General features: G+C 62.0%; 15 protein-coding genes. All 15 read left to right on the forward strand.

Annotated features, from left to right (window positions below; genetic code table 11):
• Positions 1 to 89: 89 nt before the first annotated feature.
• The 15 genes from frr to Q8L25_RS17140 all read left to right on the forward strand — a co-directional run bounded on the left by frr (position 90) and on the right by Q8L25_RS17140 (position 16,082).
• Entirely contained in the window at positions 90 to 650 is a 561-nt protein-coding gene (gene frr / locus Q8L25_RS17070; RefSeq protein WP_308920499.1) for a ribosome recycling factor, read from the forward strand.
• Between the two features lie 99 nt (positions 651 to 749).
• Entirely contained in the window at positions 750 to 1,517 is a 768-nt protein-coding gene (gene uppS / locus Q8L25_RS17075; protein WP_308920500.1) for a polyprenyl diphosphate synthase, read from the forward strand.
• Positions 1,517 to 2,353, forward strand: coding sequence for a phosphatidate cytidylyltransferase (locus tag Q8L25_RS17080; RefSeq protein ID WP_308920501.1), 837 nt, complete (start codon positions 1,517 to 1,519; stop codon positions 2,351 to 2,353). The genes uppS and Q8L25_RS17080 overlap by 1 nt, the downstream gene beginning before the upstream one ends.
• Before the next feature lie 13 nt (positions 2,354 to 2,366).
• The gene (gene ispC / locus Q8L25_RS17085; protein WP_308920502.1) at positions 2,367 to 3,551 is read left to right on the forward strand and encodes a 1-deoxy-D-xylulose-5-phosphate reductoisomerase; all 1,185 of its coding nucleotides are present in this window, start codon (positions 2,367 to 2,369) and stop codon (positions 3,549 to 3,551) included.
• Complete coding sequence (gene rseP, locus Q8L25_RS17090) at positions 3,548 to 4,909, forward strand: RIP metalloprotease RseP (RefSeq protein ID WP_308920503.1); 1,362 nt, start codon at positions 3,548 to 3,550, stop codon at positions 4,907 to 4,909. The genes ispC and rseP overlap by 4 nt, the downstream gene beginning before the upstream one ends.
• Positions 4,910 to 4,990: 81 nt before the next feature.
• Complete coding sequence (bamA, locus tag Q8L25_RS17095) at positions 4,991 to 7,327, forward strand: outer membrane protein assembly factor BamA (RefSeq protein ID WP_308920504.1); 2,337 nt, start codon at positions 4,991 to 4,993, stop codon at positions 7,325 to 7,327.
• Between the two features lie 49 nt (positions 7,328 to 7,376).
• Positions 7,377 to 7,895, forward strand: coding sequence for an OmpH family outer membrane protein (locus Q8L25_RS17100; RefSeq protein WP_308920505.1), 519 nt, complete (start codon positions 7,377 to 7,379; stop codon positions 7,893 to 7,895).
• A gap of 164 nt (positions 7,896 to 8,059) precedes the next feature.
• Positions 8,060 to 9,115 (forward strand): UDP-3-O-(3-hydroxymyristoyl)glucosamine N-acyltransferase, encoded by a 1,056-nt coding sequence (gene lpxD / locus Q8L25_RS17105; RefSeq protein ID WP_308920506.1) that lies wholly within the window; start codon positions 8,060 to 8,062, stop codon positions 9,113 to 9,115.
• Positions 9,112 to 9,597 (forward strand): 3-hydroxyacyl-ACP dehydratase FabZ, encoded by a 486-nt coding sequence (gene fabZ, locus Q8L25_RS17110; RefSeq protein ID WP_308920507.1) that lies wholly within the window; start codon positions 9,112 to 9,114, stop codon positions 9,595 to 9,597. Before lpxD ends, fabZ begins: the two co-directional genes overlap by 4 nt.
• Before the next feature lies 1 nt (position 9,598).
• Positions 9,599 to 10,390 (forward strand): acyl-ACP--UDP-N-acetylglucosamine O-acyltransferase, encoded by a 792-nt coding sequence (gene lpxA / locus Q8L25_RS17115; RefSeq protein WP_308920508.1) that lies wholly within the window; start codon positions 9,599 to 9,601, stop codon positions 10,388 to 10,390.
• Between the two features lie 13 nt (positions 10,391 to 10,403).
• Positions 10,404 to 11,537, forward strand: coding sequence for a lipid-A-disaccharide synthase (gene lpxB, locus Q8L25_RS17120; RefSeq protein ID WP_308925745.1), 1,134 nt, complete (start codon positions 10,404 to 10,406; stop codon positions 11,535 to 11,537).
• Between the two features lie 16 nt (positions 11,538 to 11,553).
• On the forward strand, positions 11,554 to 12,192 hold the full coding sequence (gene rnhB / locus Q8L25_RS17125) for a ribonuclease HII (protein WP_308920509.1): 639 nt from the start codon (positions 11,554 to 11,556) through the stop codon (positions 12,190 to 12,192).
• Positions 12,189 to 12,974, forward strand: a complete 786-nt coding sequence (locus Q8L25_RS17130) for an RNA methyltransferase (RefSeq protein WP_308920510.1) — start codon at positions 12,189 to 12,191, stop codon at positions 12,972 to 12,974. Before rnhB ends, Q8L25_RS17130 begins: the two co-directional genes overlap by 4 nt.
• A 13-nt stretch (positions 12,975 to 12,987) precedes the next feature.
• Positions 12,988 to 14,187 carry an aminotransferase class V-fold PLP-dependent enzyme gene (locus tag Q8L25_RS17135; RefSeq protein ID WP_308920511.1) on the forward strand — a complete coding sequence of 400 codons (1,200 nt, stop codon included), beginning with the start codon at positions 12,988 to 12,990 and terminating at the stop codon, positions 14,185 to 14,187.
• 158 nt (positions 14,188 to 14,345) lie between these two features.
• Complete coding sequence (locus Q8L25_RS17140) at positions 14,346 to 16,082, forward strand: hypothetical protein (protein WP_308920512.1); 1,737 nt, start codon at positions 14,346 to 14,348, stop codon at positions 16,080 to 16,082.
• Positions 16,083 to 16,090: the final 8 nt, after the last annotated feature.

The raw sequence follows: 16,090 nt of genomic DNA on the forward strand, positions 1-16,090 counted from the left end.
CGTACTGAAGTACGGTGAGCATCGCAGGCTGCCTATACCGACGCGCAGCAGGTTTTGACAGGCGCCACCACAAGACAAGGAGTACAGGAATGTCCTTAGCTGACGTTAAAAAGAACACCCAGGAACGCATGGCGAAGTCGCTGGAAACACTGAAGGCCGACCTGGCCAAGGTGCGTACCGGCCGCGCCCATACGGGTATCCTGGATCACGTGATGGTCGAGTACTACGGTTCGCCGACGGCGCTGACCCAGGTTGCCAACGTGACCCTGGTCGACGCGCGCACCATCGGCGTGCAGCCGTATGAAAAGAAGATGGCCAACACCATCGAAAAAGCCATTCGTGACGCCGACCTGGGCCTCAATCCTTCGGCACAGGGCGACATGATCCGCGTACCGACGCCACCGCTGACGGAAGAGCGCCGCAAGGAAATGGTCAAGCTGGTCAAGAGCGAAGCGGAAGACGCGAAGATTGCCGTGCGCAATATTCGCCGCGATGCCAATGAATCGCTGAAAAAACTGGTCAAGGACAAGGCTTGCTCCGAAGACGACGAGCGCCGTTCGTCCGATGAAGTGCAGAAACTGACGGACAAATTTATCGCCGACATCGACAAGATGGTGGTCGACAAAGAAAAAGAAGTGCTGACCGTCTAGTTTTTCAGGTAAGCCCACACTGCCCGGGACGGCTGCGCTATCCCGGGCAGTGCCATTTGGCGCATAATAGCGATCTTTTCATTTGGTATTATTGTTTTCATGATCTATTCGAGTTCGACAACGGCGGTACCGGACGTGGGCTGCGTGCCGCGCCATCTGGCAATCATTATGGATGGCAATGGTCGTTGGGCAACCAAGCGCTTCCTGCCGCGCGTGGCTGGCCACGTCAAGGGCGCGGACGCCGTGCGCAACGTGGTGGAAGCATGTCTCGACCGTGGCGTCGAATACCTGACCCTGTTCGCCTTCAGCTCGGAAAACTGGCGCCGCCCCGAAGAGGAAGTGTCGATGCTGATGCGCCTGTTCGTCACCATGCTGGAACGCGAAGTGGTACGCATGCACGCCAACGATATCCGCCTGAAAGTCGTGGGCGACATGTCGCGCTTCAACGCGCAGCTGCAGGAACTGGTGGCCAACGCCGAGCGCAAGACCGCCGGCAATAGCCGGCTGACCGTGACCATCTGCGCCAACTATGGCGGCCGCTGGGACATCATGCAGGCTGTCAACAAAATGACGGCTGAGGCCGCCGCGAATGGCTTGTCGCAAGAACACGCTTATACCGAAGAGCAGCTGGCGCCGCACCTGGCCATGGCCTACGCGCCCGAGCCCGACCTGTTCATCCGCACCGGCGGCGAGCAGCGCATTTCCAATTTCCTGCTGTGGCAACTGGCGTACACTGAGTTGTTTTTCACTGAAACCTTCTGGCCGGACTTCAATGTCGACAGCCTCGACGCGGCAATCGCGTCTTACCAGCAGCGCGAACGGCGCTTTGGCCGTACCAGCGCGCAACTAACCGAAAAGACAAACTGATGCTGAAAACACGGATAATCACCGCCCTGGTCTTGTTGGCGGTCTTGCTGCCGGTTCTGTATCTGAATTATTTCCCCGCCTTCGCCGTGATCGCCACGGCGTTCTTCGGCGCTGCCGTCTGGGAAAGCTTCCGCATTTTCAAAAATCGCCAGGCGCTGCTGATTGCCGGCGTCTGGACGGCCGCCTTTGCCTACACCTTCTTCTTCAGCAATGGCATGGCCCAGCTCAATTTCTGGTACGCGCTGTGCGTGGCCATCTGGCTGATCCGTTTCGTGCCCTCGCTGGCGACCGGCCTGCCGCCGCCCGAAGGCCTGGGCAACACCTTGCTCAGCCTGGTGTATGCGGTGACCATCGTCGGTTGCTTTGTCGCCATCGTGGCCTTATTCAAGTTTCATAGTCCGCTGTACCTGCTGTCGGTGATGGCGCTGGTGTGGATCGCCGATATCGGCGCCTATTTCTCCGGCAAGGCCTTCGGCAAGCGCAAGCTGGCGCCCAGCATCTCTCCCGGCAAGTCCTGGGAAGGCGCGATCGGCGGCGGTATCGCCGTGCTGGTGATCGCCGCCATCACGATCCTTGCCGCGCCGTCGGCGCCGTGGCTGCAGGATACCTTTGCGGTGCAGTTGCAATTGCGCCGCGGCTGGCCGATGGCCTTGCTGGTGCTGCTGGTGCTGGTGGCAGCGAGCATCGTCGGCGACCTGTTCGAATCCCAGCTCAAGCGCCGCGCCGGCATCAAGGACAGCAGCAACCTGCTGCCCGGCCATGGCGGCGTGCTCGATCGTATCGATGCGCTGATCCCCGTCTTGCCATTTGCCGCCCTGGTAGGCAGCTGGCTATAAGGAATTACTCTCAATGCAATACATCACCATACTTGGGGCGACCGGTTCGATCGGCGTCTCCACGCTGGACGTGCTCGCCCGTCATCCCGAACAGTACAGCGTGTATGCGCTGTCGGCCCACGGCAAGGTAGCCGAACTGGCTGCGCAGTGTGTGCGGTTTCGCCCCCAGCGCGCCGTGGTCGGCACGCCGGAGGCGGCGCAGGAGTTGCGCCGCCTGCTGGTTGAGGCGGGCGTCGCGACCGAAGTGGACCACGGCGTCGAGGCGCTGTGCGCGATTGCCAGCGCGCCGCAGGTGACCAGCGTGATGGCGGCCATCGTCGGCGCGGCCGGCCTGGCGCCGACCCTGGCGGCGGCCCGCGCCGGCAAGAAGGTTTTATTGGCCAACAAGGAAGCGCTGGTGATGTCGGGCCAGCTGTTCATGGATGCGGTGCAGGAAAACGGCGCCGTATTGCTGCCGATCGACAGCGAGCACAACGCCATTTTCCAGTGCCTGCCGCACAACTACGGCCGCGTGCCGCAGGTGGCCGGCGTGGCGAAGATCGTGCTGACCGCGTCCGGTGGCCCGTTCCTGACGCGTGACGTCGAGTCGCTCGGCAGCGTGACGCCGGACCAGGCGTGCGCGCATCCTAAGTGGGTGATGGGACGCAAGATTTCGGTCGATTCGGCCACCATGATGAACAAGGGCCTGGAAGTGATCGAGGCGCACTGGCTGTTCGGCGCGCCGGCCGACCGGATCGAGGTGCTGATCCACCCGCAAAGCGTGATCCATTCGATGGTCTCGTATGTCGACGGTTCGGTGCTGGCGCAATTGGGTAACCCCGACATGCGCACGCCGATCGCCAATGCGCTGGCCTGGCCCGAGCGCATCGATTCCGGCGTGGCGCAGCTGGACCTGGCGCAAGTGGCGACTTTGCAGTTCGAGCGGGCCGACATGCTGCGCTTTCCCTGCCTGCAGCTGGCCTACGACGCGCTGCGCGCGGGCGGCACCGCGCCGGCCCTGCTCAATGCCGCCAATGAAGTGGCGGTGCAAGCCTTCCTCGACCTGCGCATCGGTTTCCGCCAGATCGACAAGGTGGTGGCGCACGTGATCGAGACCGTGCCGCACGGCGCCGCATCCAGCATCGACACGGTGCTGGAGCAGGACCGCCTGGCGCGCGCCTGCGCCCAGGCCTACATTGCCGGCAGGCTGGCGGCATGACGCTGATCACGACGCTGCTGGCGTTTATCGTCGCACTCGGCTCGCTGGTCACCTTGCACGAGTTGGGCCACTACCTGGTGGCGCGCCTGTGCGGCGTGAAAGTGCTGCGTTTTTCGGTCGGCATGGGCAAGGTCGTGTATTCGCGCAAGTTCGGCAAGGACCAGACCGAATGGGCGATCTCCGCGCTGCCCCTGGGCGGCTACGTGAAAATGCTCGACAGCCGCGACCCCGACACGGGCGTGCTGACGCAGGACGACATGGCGCGCGAATTCACGCGCCAGAGCGTATGGCGCCGCATGGCCATCATCGCCGCCGGCCCGCTGGCCAATTTCCTGGTCGCCATCGTGCTGTACGCGGGCTTGTTCATGCATGGCATCGAAGAGCCGTCGAGCAAGATCGGCGTCGTCGCCGAGCAGAGCAGCGCCTATCTCGCGGGCCTGCGCACCGGTGATACGGTACACTGCGTCAATGGCAGGGACGTGGCCAGCTGGAGCGAATTGCGCTGGGAACTGATGCAGGCCGCGCTCGACAAGGAGCCCGCGCGCATCGAAGTGCGCCGTCCCGACCGTGGCGTGCAGGAAGCCACCATCCAAGCGTCCGTACTGGCCGGGCTGGACCTGGAAGGCGATGTGCTGGGCAAGCTTGGCCTGGTGCTGGCGCGTCCGGCACCGGTGTTGGGCAAAATCATGCCGGGCGGCGCCGCCGAACGGGCCGGCTTGCAGCCGGGCGACCTGATACTCGCCATCGACGACAAGCCGATGACGGACGGTATCGCCGTGATCGAAACGCTGATACATTCGCCAGGCAAGACCTTGCAAGTGCTGCTGCGCCGCCACGGCCAGGACCTCACGGTGCCGGTCACGCCGGAAGGCGAGGCGGGCAAGGGCGCCCAGGCAGCTGTAACAGTTGGTAAGATCAAGGCCGAGATCGCTTTGACGCCGGATATGATCGTCGTCGCCTCCGGGCCGTTGCAAGCGGTCGGCAAGGGTGCCGCGAAGGTCTGGGATACCAGCATCATGAGCTTGAAAATGCTCGGCAAGATGGTCACCGGCGAGGTCTCGCTGAAGAACGTGACGGGGCCGATCACCATCGCCGACTATGCGGGCCAGACGGCGCGCATCGGCCTGGTGAGCTACCTGAGCTTCATCGCCTTCATCAGTATCAGTCTGGGCGTGATGAATTTGCTACCCATTCCTGTTCTGGATGGCGGGCATTTGCTGTATTATTCGCTGGAAGTTTTGACCGGACGCCCCTTGCCGGAACGCGTAGGCGAGATTGCCCAGCGCCTGGGGCTCGGTCTGTTGCTGACCTTGATGGTGCTTGCCGTCTTCAATGACGTGCTGCGGCTGCTCAACTAATGCCACTGTTTCTGCCATTGCGTGAGTCGCACAAGCAATCTTTTGTGCATGTTGTCCACTGATTTATCCATTGATTAGCCAATGAAATTACATTCTGCTCGTATTGCCTTGCCTTCCTTTCGCCGCAGCCTGATCGGCGCCGCCGTCCTGGCACTCTGCTCCGGCCATGCGCTCGCTGTCGCTCCGTTCGTTGTCAAGGACATCCGGGTCGAAGGGATCCAGCGCACCGAAGCGGGCACCGTGTTTGCATACCTGCCGGTCAAAGTCGGCGAAACCTTCACCGACGAGAAAAGTATCGCCGCCATCAAGGCCCTGTACGCCACGAGCATGTTCAAGGATGTGCGCCTGGAAGCCGACGGCGATGTGCTGGTGGTGCTGGTCGAGGAGCGTCCGGCGATTGCGGCGGTGGAGTTCACGGGCACCAAGGAATTTGAAAAAGACGTGCTGGTCAAGGCATTGAAGGAAATCGGCGTCGGCGAGGCGAAGATTTTCGACAAGGCCTCGGTCGACCGCGCCGAACAGGAACTCAAGCGCCAGTATCTGTCGCACGGCCTGTATGGCGTGAAGATCACCACCACCGTCACGCCGATCGAGCGCAACCGCGTCAACGTGGTGTTCGCCGTCGACGAGGGCGACGTGGCCCGCATCAAGCAGATCAATATCGTCGGCAACAAGGCCTTTAGCGACAAGGAACTGCGCGAACAGCTGGCCCTGAACACGGGCGGCTGGTTCAGCTGGTACACCAAGGCCGACCAGTATTCGAAGACCAAGCTGACCGGCGACATCGAGTCGCTCAAGTCCTACTACCTGGACCGCGGCTATATCGAGATGCAGGTCGACTCGACGCAAGTGTCGATCACGCCCGATAAAAAAGACATCTACCTGACCATCAATATCACCGAAGGCGAGAAGTACACCGTCACCGGCAGCAAGTTCGAAGGCGAGATGTTCGGCCGCGAAGAAGAACTGAAAGCGCTGAACCTGATGCGCGAAGGCCAGATCTATTCGGGCGCGCGCCTGACGGCCACCAACAAGCGCATCCAGGACCGCCTGGCCACCTTCGGCTACGCGTTTGCCAACGTCAACGCCAATCCGGAAATCAACCGCGACAAGCATGAAGTGGGCTTCACCTTCTTCATCGATCCGGGCAAGCGCGTCTACGTGCGCCACATGAATATCGCCGGCAATACCACCACCCGCGACGAAGTGATCCGCCGCGAATTCCGCCAGTTCGAATCGTCCTGGTACGACAGCAACAAGATCAAGCTGTCGCGTGACCGTGTCGACCGCCTCGGCTACTTCAAGGACGTGACCATCGATACGCCGGAAGCGCAGGGCACGTCCGACCAGGTCGACGTCAACGTGACGGTGGTGGAAAAACCGACCGGTAACTTCCTGATCGGCGGCGCGTTCTCGCAATCGGAAAAATTCACCCTGTCGGCATCGATTTCGCAGGCCAACTTTGCCGGTAGCGGCAACACGGTCGGCATCGAACTCAATACCAGTCATTACAGCCGCACCATCGCGTTCTCGCAGACCAATCCGTACTACACGGATGACGGCATTTCGCGCAGCTTCGAAATCTACCTGCGCACCACCGAACCGCCGGCGCTGAACATCGGCAGCTACAAGATCAAGCAGACCGGTGGCCGCGTCAGCTACGGCGTGCCGTTCTCGGAAGTCGACACCATCTTCTTCGGTATCGGCGCCGAGCGCTCGCAGATCGAAACCGACTCGACCAGCCCGCTGCGCTTCCGTCAGTATGTGATCGACAATGGCGGCCCGTCGGACGGCATCGGTTCGGCTACCACCAACTCGATCCCGCTGACGGCGGCCTGGCAGCGCGACAGCCGCGACAGCGCATTGACGCCGTCGATCGGCCGCTACCAGCGCGTCAACCTGGAGGCCGACCTGATCGGCGACCAGAAATACTTCCGCGCCATTTATGAGCACCAGTATTTCCGTCCGCTGTTCAGCAAGGTCACGCTGGCACTGAAGGGCGAGCTTGATTACGGCCACGGCATCGGCAACCACGTGTACCCGGTCTTCAAGAACTTCTACGGCGGCGGCATCGGTTCGGTGCGCGGCTACCTGAGCTCGTCGCTGGGTGCGGTCGAACCGAGCACCAACGATGCCGTGGGCGGTGCCTCGCGCCTGATCGCCAACGCCGAATTGCAGATGCCATTCCCCGGTTCGGGCAATGACCGCAGCTTGCGCTGGTTCGGTTTCCTTGACGGCGGGCAGGTTTACCAGGAAGGCGAAAAGATGCGCATCTCGCAATTGCGCTATTCTGCCGGTCTGGGGATCAGCTGGATTTCACCGGTCGGCCCGCTCAAGCTGAGCTACGCCAAGCCGTTGAATGCCAAGCCGACCGACCGCCTGGAGCGTTTCCAGTTCCAGATGGGTACCGGTTTCTGACCGGCATCCGCATGGGGCGCCAGCTTACACATTTTGACCATGGAGTATCATGAATACCGCATCCGCCACCCTGCCCAAGTCTCTTGCCGCAATCGCATTGTGCTGGAGTTCGCTGTTGCCGGTGCACGCACTGGCCCAGGAATCGAAGATCGCCTGGATCAGCAGCGAACGTATTTATAACGAGTCGAAACTGGCGAAACTGGCCAGCGCCAAGCTGGCCGAAGAGTTCCGCTCGCGCGAAAAAGCGGTGCAGGAGCTGGGCGCCCGCTTCAAGGTGGCCAATGAAGCGCTCGAGCGCGACATGCCGACCCTGAGCGAGGCCGACCGAGCCAAGCGCCAGCGCGAATTTTTCGAGCTGGACAAGGAGCTGCAGCGCCGCCAGCGCGAGTTCCGCGAGGACCTGAACCAGCGCACCAACGAAGAGCGCAGCGCCATCGCGGAAAAAGCCAATACCATCATCCAGCAGATGGCGCATGTCGAAGGCTATGACATCGTGCTGCAGGAAGCCCTGTGGGCCAGCCCGCGCATTGACATTACCGACAAGGTACTCAAGGCGCTGGACAAATAATAGAACGGTTTTACGCCTGACATTGCCGTAGCGAGCGGATGTGAGTTGTGGTTGAGACGCGGAGCTGTGCGCATGCACGGGGCCGCCCGAGGCAGTGAGCATCGGAGACCGCAAACCGCGCCGCGCAGTAGGCAATGGCAGGCGTTTTTATAGGGGTTTTATAGATGGGCACTCGACTAGGTGAATTGGTCGAACGCTTCGGTGGACAACTGGCGGGCGATGCCAACCTGGAAGTGACAGGCATCGCACCGCTGGCCGACGCCGGCGCTTCGCACATCAGCTTTCTCAGCAATAGCAAATTCCGCGCGCAGGCCGCCAGCAGTGGCGCCGCGGCGCTGATACTCACGCCGGCCGATGACGCGCTGATCAACGGCGACTACGCCGGCGCGCGCATCGTCACACCGAATCCTTACGTGTATTTCGCCCGCGCGGCGCAGTTTTTCGCCGCCCTGACCGAGGTCAAGGCGCCGCTGGGCGTCCATGCCAGCGCCATCGTCGACGCCTCCGCACAGATCGATCCGACCGCTTCCATCGGCGCGCGCGCCGTGATCGAAGCGGGCGCGGTGATTGGCCCCGGCTGCGTGATCGGTCCTGGCTGCGTGATCGGCCGTGACGCCGTCATCGGCGCCGGCACCCGGTTGTTCGCCAACGTCACCTTCCATGCGGACTGCGTGATCGGCGCGCGCGGCATCATCCATTCGGGCGCCGTGATCGGCACCGACGGCTTCGGCTTTGCCAACGAAGCCGGCGTGTATATCAAGATCCCGCAAACGGGCAGGGTGGTGATCGGCGACGATGTCGATATCGGCGCCAATACCACCATCGACCGTGGCGCGCTGGCCGACACGATTATCGAAGACGGCGTCAAGCTGGACAACCAGATCCAGATCGGCCACAACTGCCATATCGGTGCGCACACCGCCATGGCTGGCTGCGTCGGTGTGGCCGGCAGCGCCGTGATCGGCAAGTACTGCACCTTCGGCGGCGCCGCCATGGTGCTGGGCCACCTGACGATCGCCGACCGGGTTCACGTGGGCTCGGGCAGCATGGTCTCGCGCTCGATCGCGGAACCCGGCCAGTACACCGGCTTTTACCCGCTGGCGAAAAACGCCGACTGGGAAAAAAGCGCGGCCATCGTGCGCAATCTCACCAGCATGCGCGAGAAGATCCGCGCGCTGGAAAAAACCATTAAAACACTGACCAAGCAAGACGAAAAATGACGACTACTGAAAACAAGACCCTCGACATCCTGGCCATCAAATCGCTGCTGCCGCACCGCTATCCGCTGCTGCTGGTGGACCGCGTGCTGACCTGGGAATCGGGCAAGACCATCACCGCCATCAAGAACGTGACCGTCAACGAAGAATTCTTCCAGGGCCACTTCCCGCACAAGCCGGTGATGCCGGGCGTCCTGATGATCGAAGCGCTGGCGCAAACGGCCGCCTTGCTGTCGTTCCTGACGATGGGCGTCAAGCCCGATGAGAATTCGGTGGTGTATTTCGTCGGCATCGACAACGCGCGCTTCAAGCGTCCGGTGGAGCCGGGCGACCAGCTGAAGATGGACGTCGAAATCCTGCGCGTGTCGCGCGGTATCTGGAAATACAAGGCGGTCGGCACGGTCGACGGCAAGGTCGCGCTGGAAGCGGAACTGATGTGCACCATCCGCAGTTCGCAGGACGCGAGCCAGCCAGCGGGGCAGTAATATGGGGTCCATTCACTCCACCGCGGTGATCGACCCGAAGGCCGAGCTCGACAGCTCGGTCGAAGTGGGTCCGTACACCATCATCGGCCCTGATGTGCGCATCGGCGCCGGCACCAGGGTCGGTCCGCATGTGGTGATCGAGGGTCATACCACCATCGGCGCGGACAATCATCTGTTCCAGTTTTCCTCGATCGGCGCACAGCCACAGGATAAAAAATGGGCGGGCGAGGCGACCCGCCTGGAAATTGGCGACCGCAACACCATCCGCGAATTCTGCACCTTCAACACCGGCACGGTGCAGGGCGGCGGCGTGACGCGCCTGGGCAATGACAACTGGATCTCGGCCTATGTGCACCTGGCGCACGACTGCCAGGTGGGGAGCAACACGATTTTCTCCAACAATGCCCAGCTGGCGGGCCACGTGGAGATCGGCGACTGGGTCATCATGAGCGGTTTTGCCAACGTCCACCAGTTCTGCAAGATCGGCGCGCACGCCTTTGTCGGCATGAGCACCAGCCTGACCCAGGACGTGCCGCCATTCGTGCTGTTGAACGGCAATCCGGCGGCGGCGCACGGCGTCAATATCGAAGGCCTCAAGCGCCGCGGCTTCACGCGCGAGCAGATCAACGGCATCCGCACCGCCTATAAACTGATCTACCGCTCGGGCCTGACGCTGGAAGAATCGAAGGCGGCGCTGTTCGAAGAAGAGCAGGGTTCCGCGCCGGAAGTGGCAGAACATATCCGCGCCATGCGCGAATTTTTAGGCGTGGCCTCGCGTGGCATCGTCCGATAAGCTCTCGGTGGCCATGGTGGCCGGCGAGGTGTCGGGCGACCTGCTGGCCAGCCGGCTGCTGTCGGGCCTGGCGCCGCAGCTGCCCGGCGCGCGCTTTCACGGCATCGGCGGCGAACATATGGCGGCCCAAGGCTTTGTGTCCGACTGGCCGCTGGACAAGCTGACGGTGCGCGGCCTGTTCGAGATCATTCCCCGCTACCGCGAGATCAAGGGCATCCAGAACGCGCTGCGCGACCAGCTGATCGCCGAGCGCCCGGCAGTGTTCATCGGCGCCGATTACCCCGGCTTCAACCTGGGGCTGGAACAGCAGCTGAAAGCGGCCGGCATCCCCACCGTGCATTACATCGGGCCGCAGATCTGGGCCTGGCGCGGCGGGCGCATCAAGAAGATCATCAAGGCGGTCTCGCACATGCTGGTGATCTTTCCGTTCGAGCGAGAGATCTACCGCAAGGCGGGCGTGCCGGTGACCTATGTCGGCCATCCGCTGGCCGAAATGATTCCCTTGCAGCCCGATGAAGCGGCCGCGCGCAGAGTGCTTGGCTTGCCGGAAGACGCCAATGTGGTGACCCTGATGCCGGGCAGCCGCATGGGCGAACTCAAATACAATACGGTGGCGTTTGTGTCGGCCTGCAAGCTGCTGCTGGCGCGCGACCGTTCGCTGCGCTTTGTCGCGCCGATGGCCGGCGAAAAGCAGCGCCAGTATTTCCTGCAACTGGTCAAGGAAGCCGGCTTGCAGGAGGTCGAGATCCTGCTGACGGACGGCGGCTCGCACACGGCCATCTGCGCCGCCGACGCGGTGCTGGTGGCGTCTGGCACGGCCTCGCTGGAAGTGGCGCTGTACAAAAAGCCGATGGTGATCGCCTATAAAATGATGCGCGCCTCGTGGGAAATCATGCGCCACATGGGCTACCAGCCGTGGATCGGCCTGCCCAATATCCTGGCGCGCGACTACCTGGTGCCGGAACTGCTGCAGAACGCCGCCAGCCCCGAAGCGCTGGCCGAGGCCGTGTGGCGGCAGCTGAGCGACATCCCCGGCCGCTTGCGCCTGGTGCAGCGCTTTACCGACATGCACCACAGCCTGCTGCGGGACAGCGCGCGCGACAGCGCCAACGCGGTGATGCAGGTGATCGCCGCCAACAAGAAGTAACTGAAAAAGATTCAACGTGAAAAATAGCTATCCCGGCCTGTTTGACGACTTGCCATTCTCTCTGGACGAAATCATCTGCGGCGTCGACGAGGCAGGGCGCGGCCCGCTCGCCGGCCCGGTCTTCGCCGCCGCCGTGATCCTCGACCCGAACCAGCCCATCGACGGCTTGCGCGACTCGAAAAAGCTCTCCGAAGCCAAACGCGACCTGCTGGCGCCGCAGATCCGCGCCAGGGCGCTGGCCTGGGCGATTGCCGAAGCGTCGGAAGAAGAAATCGACCGCCTGAACATTTTGCAGGCGTCGATGCTGGCCATGCGCCGCGCCGTCGAAGCACTGGCGACCGTGCCGACCCTGGCCCTGATCGACGGCAACCGCTGCCCGGTCATGCCGATCCGCGGCATGGCCATCATCGGTGGCGACGATAAGGTCGACTCGATCTCGGCCGCCTCGATCCTGGCCAAGACGGCCCGTGACGCGGCGCTGGTGCGGCTGCATGCGCAGTATCCTGAATACTGCTTCGACCAGCACAAGGGCTATGGCACCAAATTGCACATCGAACGCCTGCATCTGCATGGCGCCTCGCCGGTGCACCGCCGCTCGTTTGCGCCGGTGCGCAATGTGATCGCACTGTTCGGCGGCCAGGAGCTGGCCGCATGAAGACCATCACCTCGCGCGACAACGCGCAATACAAGGATCTGTTGAAACTGGCTGGCAGCTCGCAGGCGCGCCGCAAGTCGGGCCGCACCCTGCTCGACGGCGTCCATCTGTGCCAGTCCTATTTGCAGCTGCGCGGCCTGCCCGAGCAGTGCATCGTCAGCGAAAGCGCCTTGCGCAATCCGGAAGTGATGGAGATCGTCGGCCAGCTGGAAAGCCAGCGCGCCCATGTGCTGGGTTTGCCGGACGCGCTGTACAACGCCGTCAGCCAGGTCGAGCATGGCGTGGGCGTGATGTTTTTGATCGAGACGCCCGAGCGTGCCGTGACGGCGCCGCTGACGGTGTCGGCGGTGCTGCTCGATAACCTGCAGGACCCCGGCAATGTCGGCTCGATCCTGCGCAGCGCGGCCGCCGCCGGCATCACGCAGGTGTATTGCAGCGCCGGCACGGCTTTTTGCTGGTCGCCGAAAGTGCTGCGGGCGGCGATGGGCGCGCACTTCGTGCTCGACATCTTTGAAAACGTCGACCTGGCCGCGCTGGTGTCGAACGCCAAGGTGACCACGCTGGCCACCAGCGGCTACGCCACAAGGCAGCTGTACGACGTCGACCTGCGCCAGCCGGTCGCCTGGCTGTTCGGCCATGAAGGGCAGGGCGTGGCCGACGACCTGCTGTCGATGGCGACGCACCAGGTGGTGATCCCGCACCTGGGCCAGATCGAGTCGCTGAACGTGGCCGCCTGCGCCGCCGTCTGCTTCTTCGAGCAGCTGCGTCAAGGCCAATCCTGATCGGGCTATCGCCATGTCTTTTCCTCTGCTTGCCGACGGTGCGGTACGTGACGAGGCCTGGTGGCGCCGGGTCGCCACCTTGTATCCGGCGCCGCCCGATGCCGTCGTCAATCTCGAACACGGCTATTTTGGCGCGATGGCGGCGCCCGTGCAGGCCGCGTTCGAGCAGGCCGTGCGCTACACCAACGAGCAGCTGAGTCCCTTCGTGCGCGGCGACTTCACCTTGCGGCACGTCGATCTGCTGCGCGCGCGCATCGCCGCGCTGATCCGCGCCGAACCGCACGAGATCCTGCTGACGCGCAGCGGCACCGAATCGATGCAGGTGCTGATCACGCAATACCATGGCCTGGCGCCCGGTGATACCGTGTTGTGGAGCAATCTCGATTATCCGGCCATGCGCACCGCCATGCGCTGGCTGGCCCAGCGCCGCGGCGTGATCAGCACGCCAGTGAGGATAGACTTGCCTGTCAGCGACGACGAGATCATCGCCCGCTACGCGCAAGCCATGCGCGAGGCCACCAGGCCGAAACTGCTGCTGCTGTCACAGGTGACGCCGGCCAACGGCCAGCAGCTGCCGGTGCGCGAGCTGACCGCGCTGGCGCGTGAACACGGCATCGACGTGCTGCTCGACAGCGCTCATGCGCTGGGACAGGTCGAGGTGGATGTACAGGCCATGGACATCGACTTTGCCGGTTTCAATCTGCACAAGTGGATAGGCGCGCCGGCGGGGCTTGGTTTCGTCTACATGCGCGCTTCGCAGCTGCACAAGATCGAGCCGCATTTCGGCGACGGCGATTATCCGCTCGATGATATCCGTTGCCGCCTGCATATGGGCATGCCGCCGATCGGCGCCATCCTGGCCGCACCGGCCGCGCTGGATTTTCATGAAAGCCTGGGCGGCACGCCAGCCAAGATGGCGCGCCTGGCCTGGCTGCGCAATTACTGGGTCAGCCGCGCCGCGCAGCTGCCCGGCGTGCGCCTGCTGTCGCCGCCGGATGCGGCAAGGGGCACGGCGCTGGTGGCGTTCGCCGTCGATGGCCTGGACGCCCGCACCCTGCAACAGGCTTTGCTGCAGCGCTTTGGCGTGTTTACCGTGCAGCGCAATGCCGGCCACATCGACGTGGTGCGCGCCACGGTGGCCATCACCACCACGACAGAGGAACTGGACCGGCTGGTGGCGGCGCTGGCGGTGCTGGGCGCGGAGGCGGGCTGAAACCCCTGGATGCCGTCGATTTGCCTGCCTTGCATGCTTTGCACCTCCTTTCCATCATCTGATAAATCCTCGCTCCGACAGCCAAATTGTTTATCAACTGACTGTTCATGAGCTAAGATCGCCTTCTCTATTAATATAATGGTCAGTGAGGCGTGGCTTTGAACATCAATGAGTTTATTTTGCATTTGATGCCGACCGGTACGGACGCTTTTGCCATGCCTCGTGCCAAAAGCACAAACAGTCCGCCAACTTCGGAGTCATGGGATTGCCCGAACTGGCCGGTGGACCTCTTTGCCGTCACGGCTGCCCTCATTGATCGTTCCGGGTGCTATACCGAAGCAAGTCCCGATCGCCGCAATCTGGATGCTCATGGGCGTTACTTGAAAAAAGTTGGAAAGGCCGCCAAGGCTTGGAACGACGATCCGGGAACGCAGCCAAGGTTGGTGTTGAATCTGTGGCGCAATCTGACGAAGAAACGTGGTGATGTGGAGATCGAGCAGATATGTGGCAGCCCCGAGGTCATCGAAATACTGCTGGCTCTTTTTGCCATCGCTGATGAAACTTGTGCCGGCATGGGCTGGGATGTGTCGCAGGCAGAAGCGCCGTCACGGTTTTTTGCGGCTATCGCGATGGGGTGCATGGCGGACAAAAGCTTTGCCACGGAGTTGATGCATTATTTGCCGACATCTTTTTGTGTCGCTGTCCCACTAGATAGAGCTGTGGTGCTGCCAAAATCACTGACGCCGTCCGTTGGATGCACAATCAGATCGTTGAGTCATCACCTCGCGCTTCTTCCCTCCCGGACAGTCATCGCACCGGAATGGATCTGGTCCACTACCGAGCGCGCAACGGCGGACAGGCCGGACCCGAAGTTGCCCTATGATGTCAGGTTGTTGCTGGTGCCATTCCCGTTTACTGTCGATGGCAATTGCTTCCAGCTGAGCTCACCTCGCACGCCGTTCGGAGATGGTCACAAGATGGCGGCTTACTTCCGTCTCGAACAACTGTGGCTAAAGCATGAGGGCAAGCGATTGACTGGTGAGCAAGTGGCCAGTGATTTGATCATTCCACTCGTCCAGCAGGCCTATATTCATACGGGTCAAATGCCCGATGGCATTGTTTTGCCAGAATGCGCATTGACTTCGGAAATCGCCAAAGAACTGGTCGAGACGCTGAAGGCCAATGATATCAAGATAGAGTTTTTGATCACCGGCGTGCTGGATATCGATCCAGACACAAAAGCAACTTACAATCGGGCTCAAACGTTTGTTCTTCGAAAAGGAGAGGGAGCGGTGAAGCGCGAGCAAAACAAGCATCACCGCTGGCGCCTTGATCGCCGCCAGGCCGAGGGTTACGCGCTGGATTTTGACAATGACTACGAGAATGATCAGTGGTGGGAAGACATCGATGTCGGCAATCGCCAGCTGCCATTTTTTGGACTGCGCAAAGATATGTCGGTGACGACACTGATCTGTGAGGACCTGGCGCGGGCCGACCCGGCGATGAGTGTGATCCGCGCCGTGGGCCCTAATCTTGTTATCGCATTATTGATGGATGGGCCGCAGTTGGAAACCCGGTGGCCCGGGCGCTATGCAACGGTTCTGGCAGATGATCCTGGTTCAGCAGTGTTGAGCTTTACATGTTCGGCCATGGTGGACCGTTCCAATTGGCGCCAGGCGAGGCCGGCAAGGACCATCGGTCTGATTCGTGACGCAAGTGGCCGTACCCAGGAGGTTCCGCTTCCTCAAGACAGTCTTGGTGTACTATTGACTCTGGAGTCGGTGAAAAAACATCAAACAACGTTGGATAATCGGTCTGATAACGAAGTCTCTCGTCAATTGAAGCTTCGTCACATGCTGCCGTTGTTTTTGGATGAAAAGCCCGCTTGGATATAGGAAGATCA

Origin of the sequence: Janthinobacterium sp. J1-1 (assembly GCF_030944405.1) — a bacterium.
GTDB lineage: Bacteria > Pseudomonadota > Gammaproteobacteria > Burkholderiales > Burkholderiaceae_D > Janthinobacterium.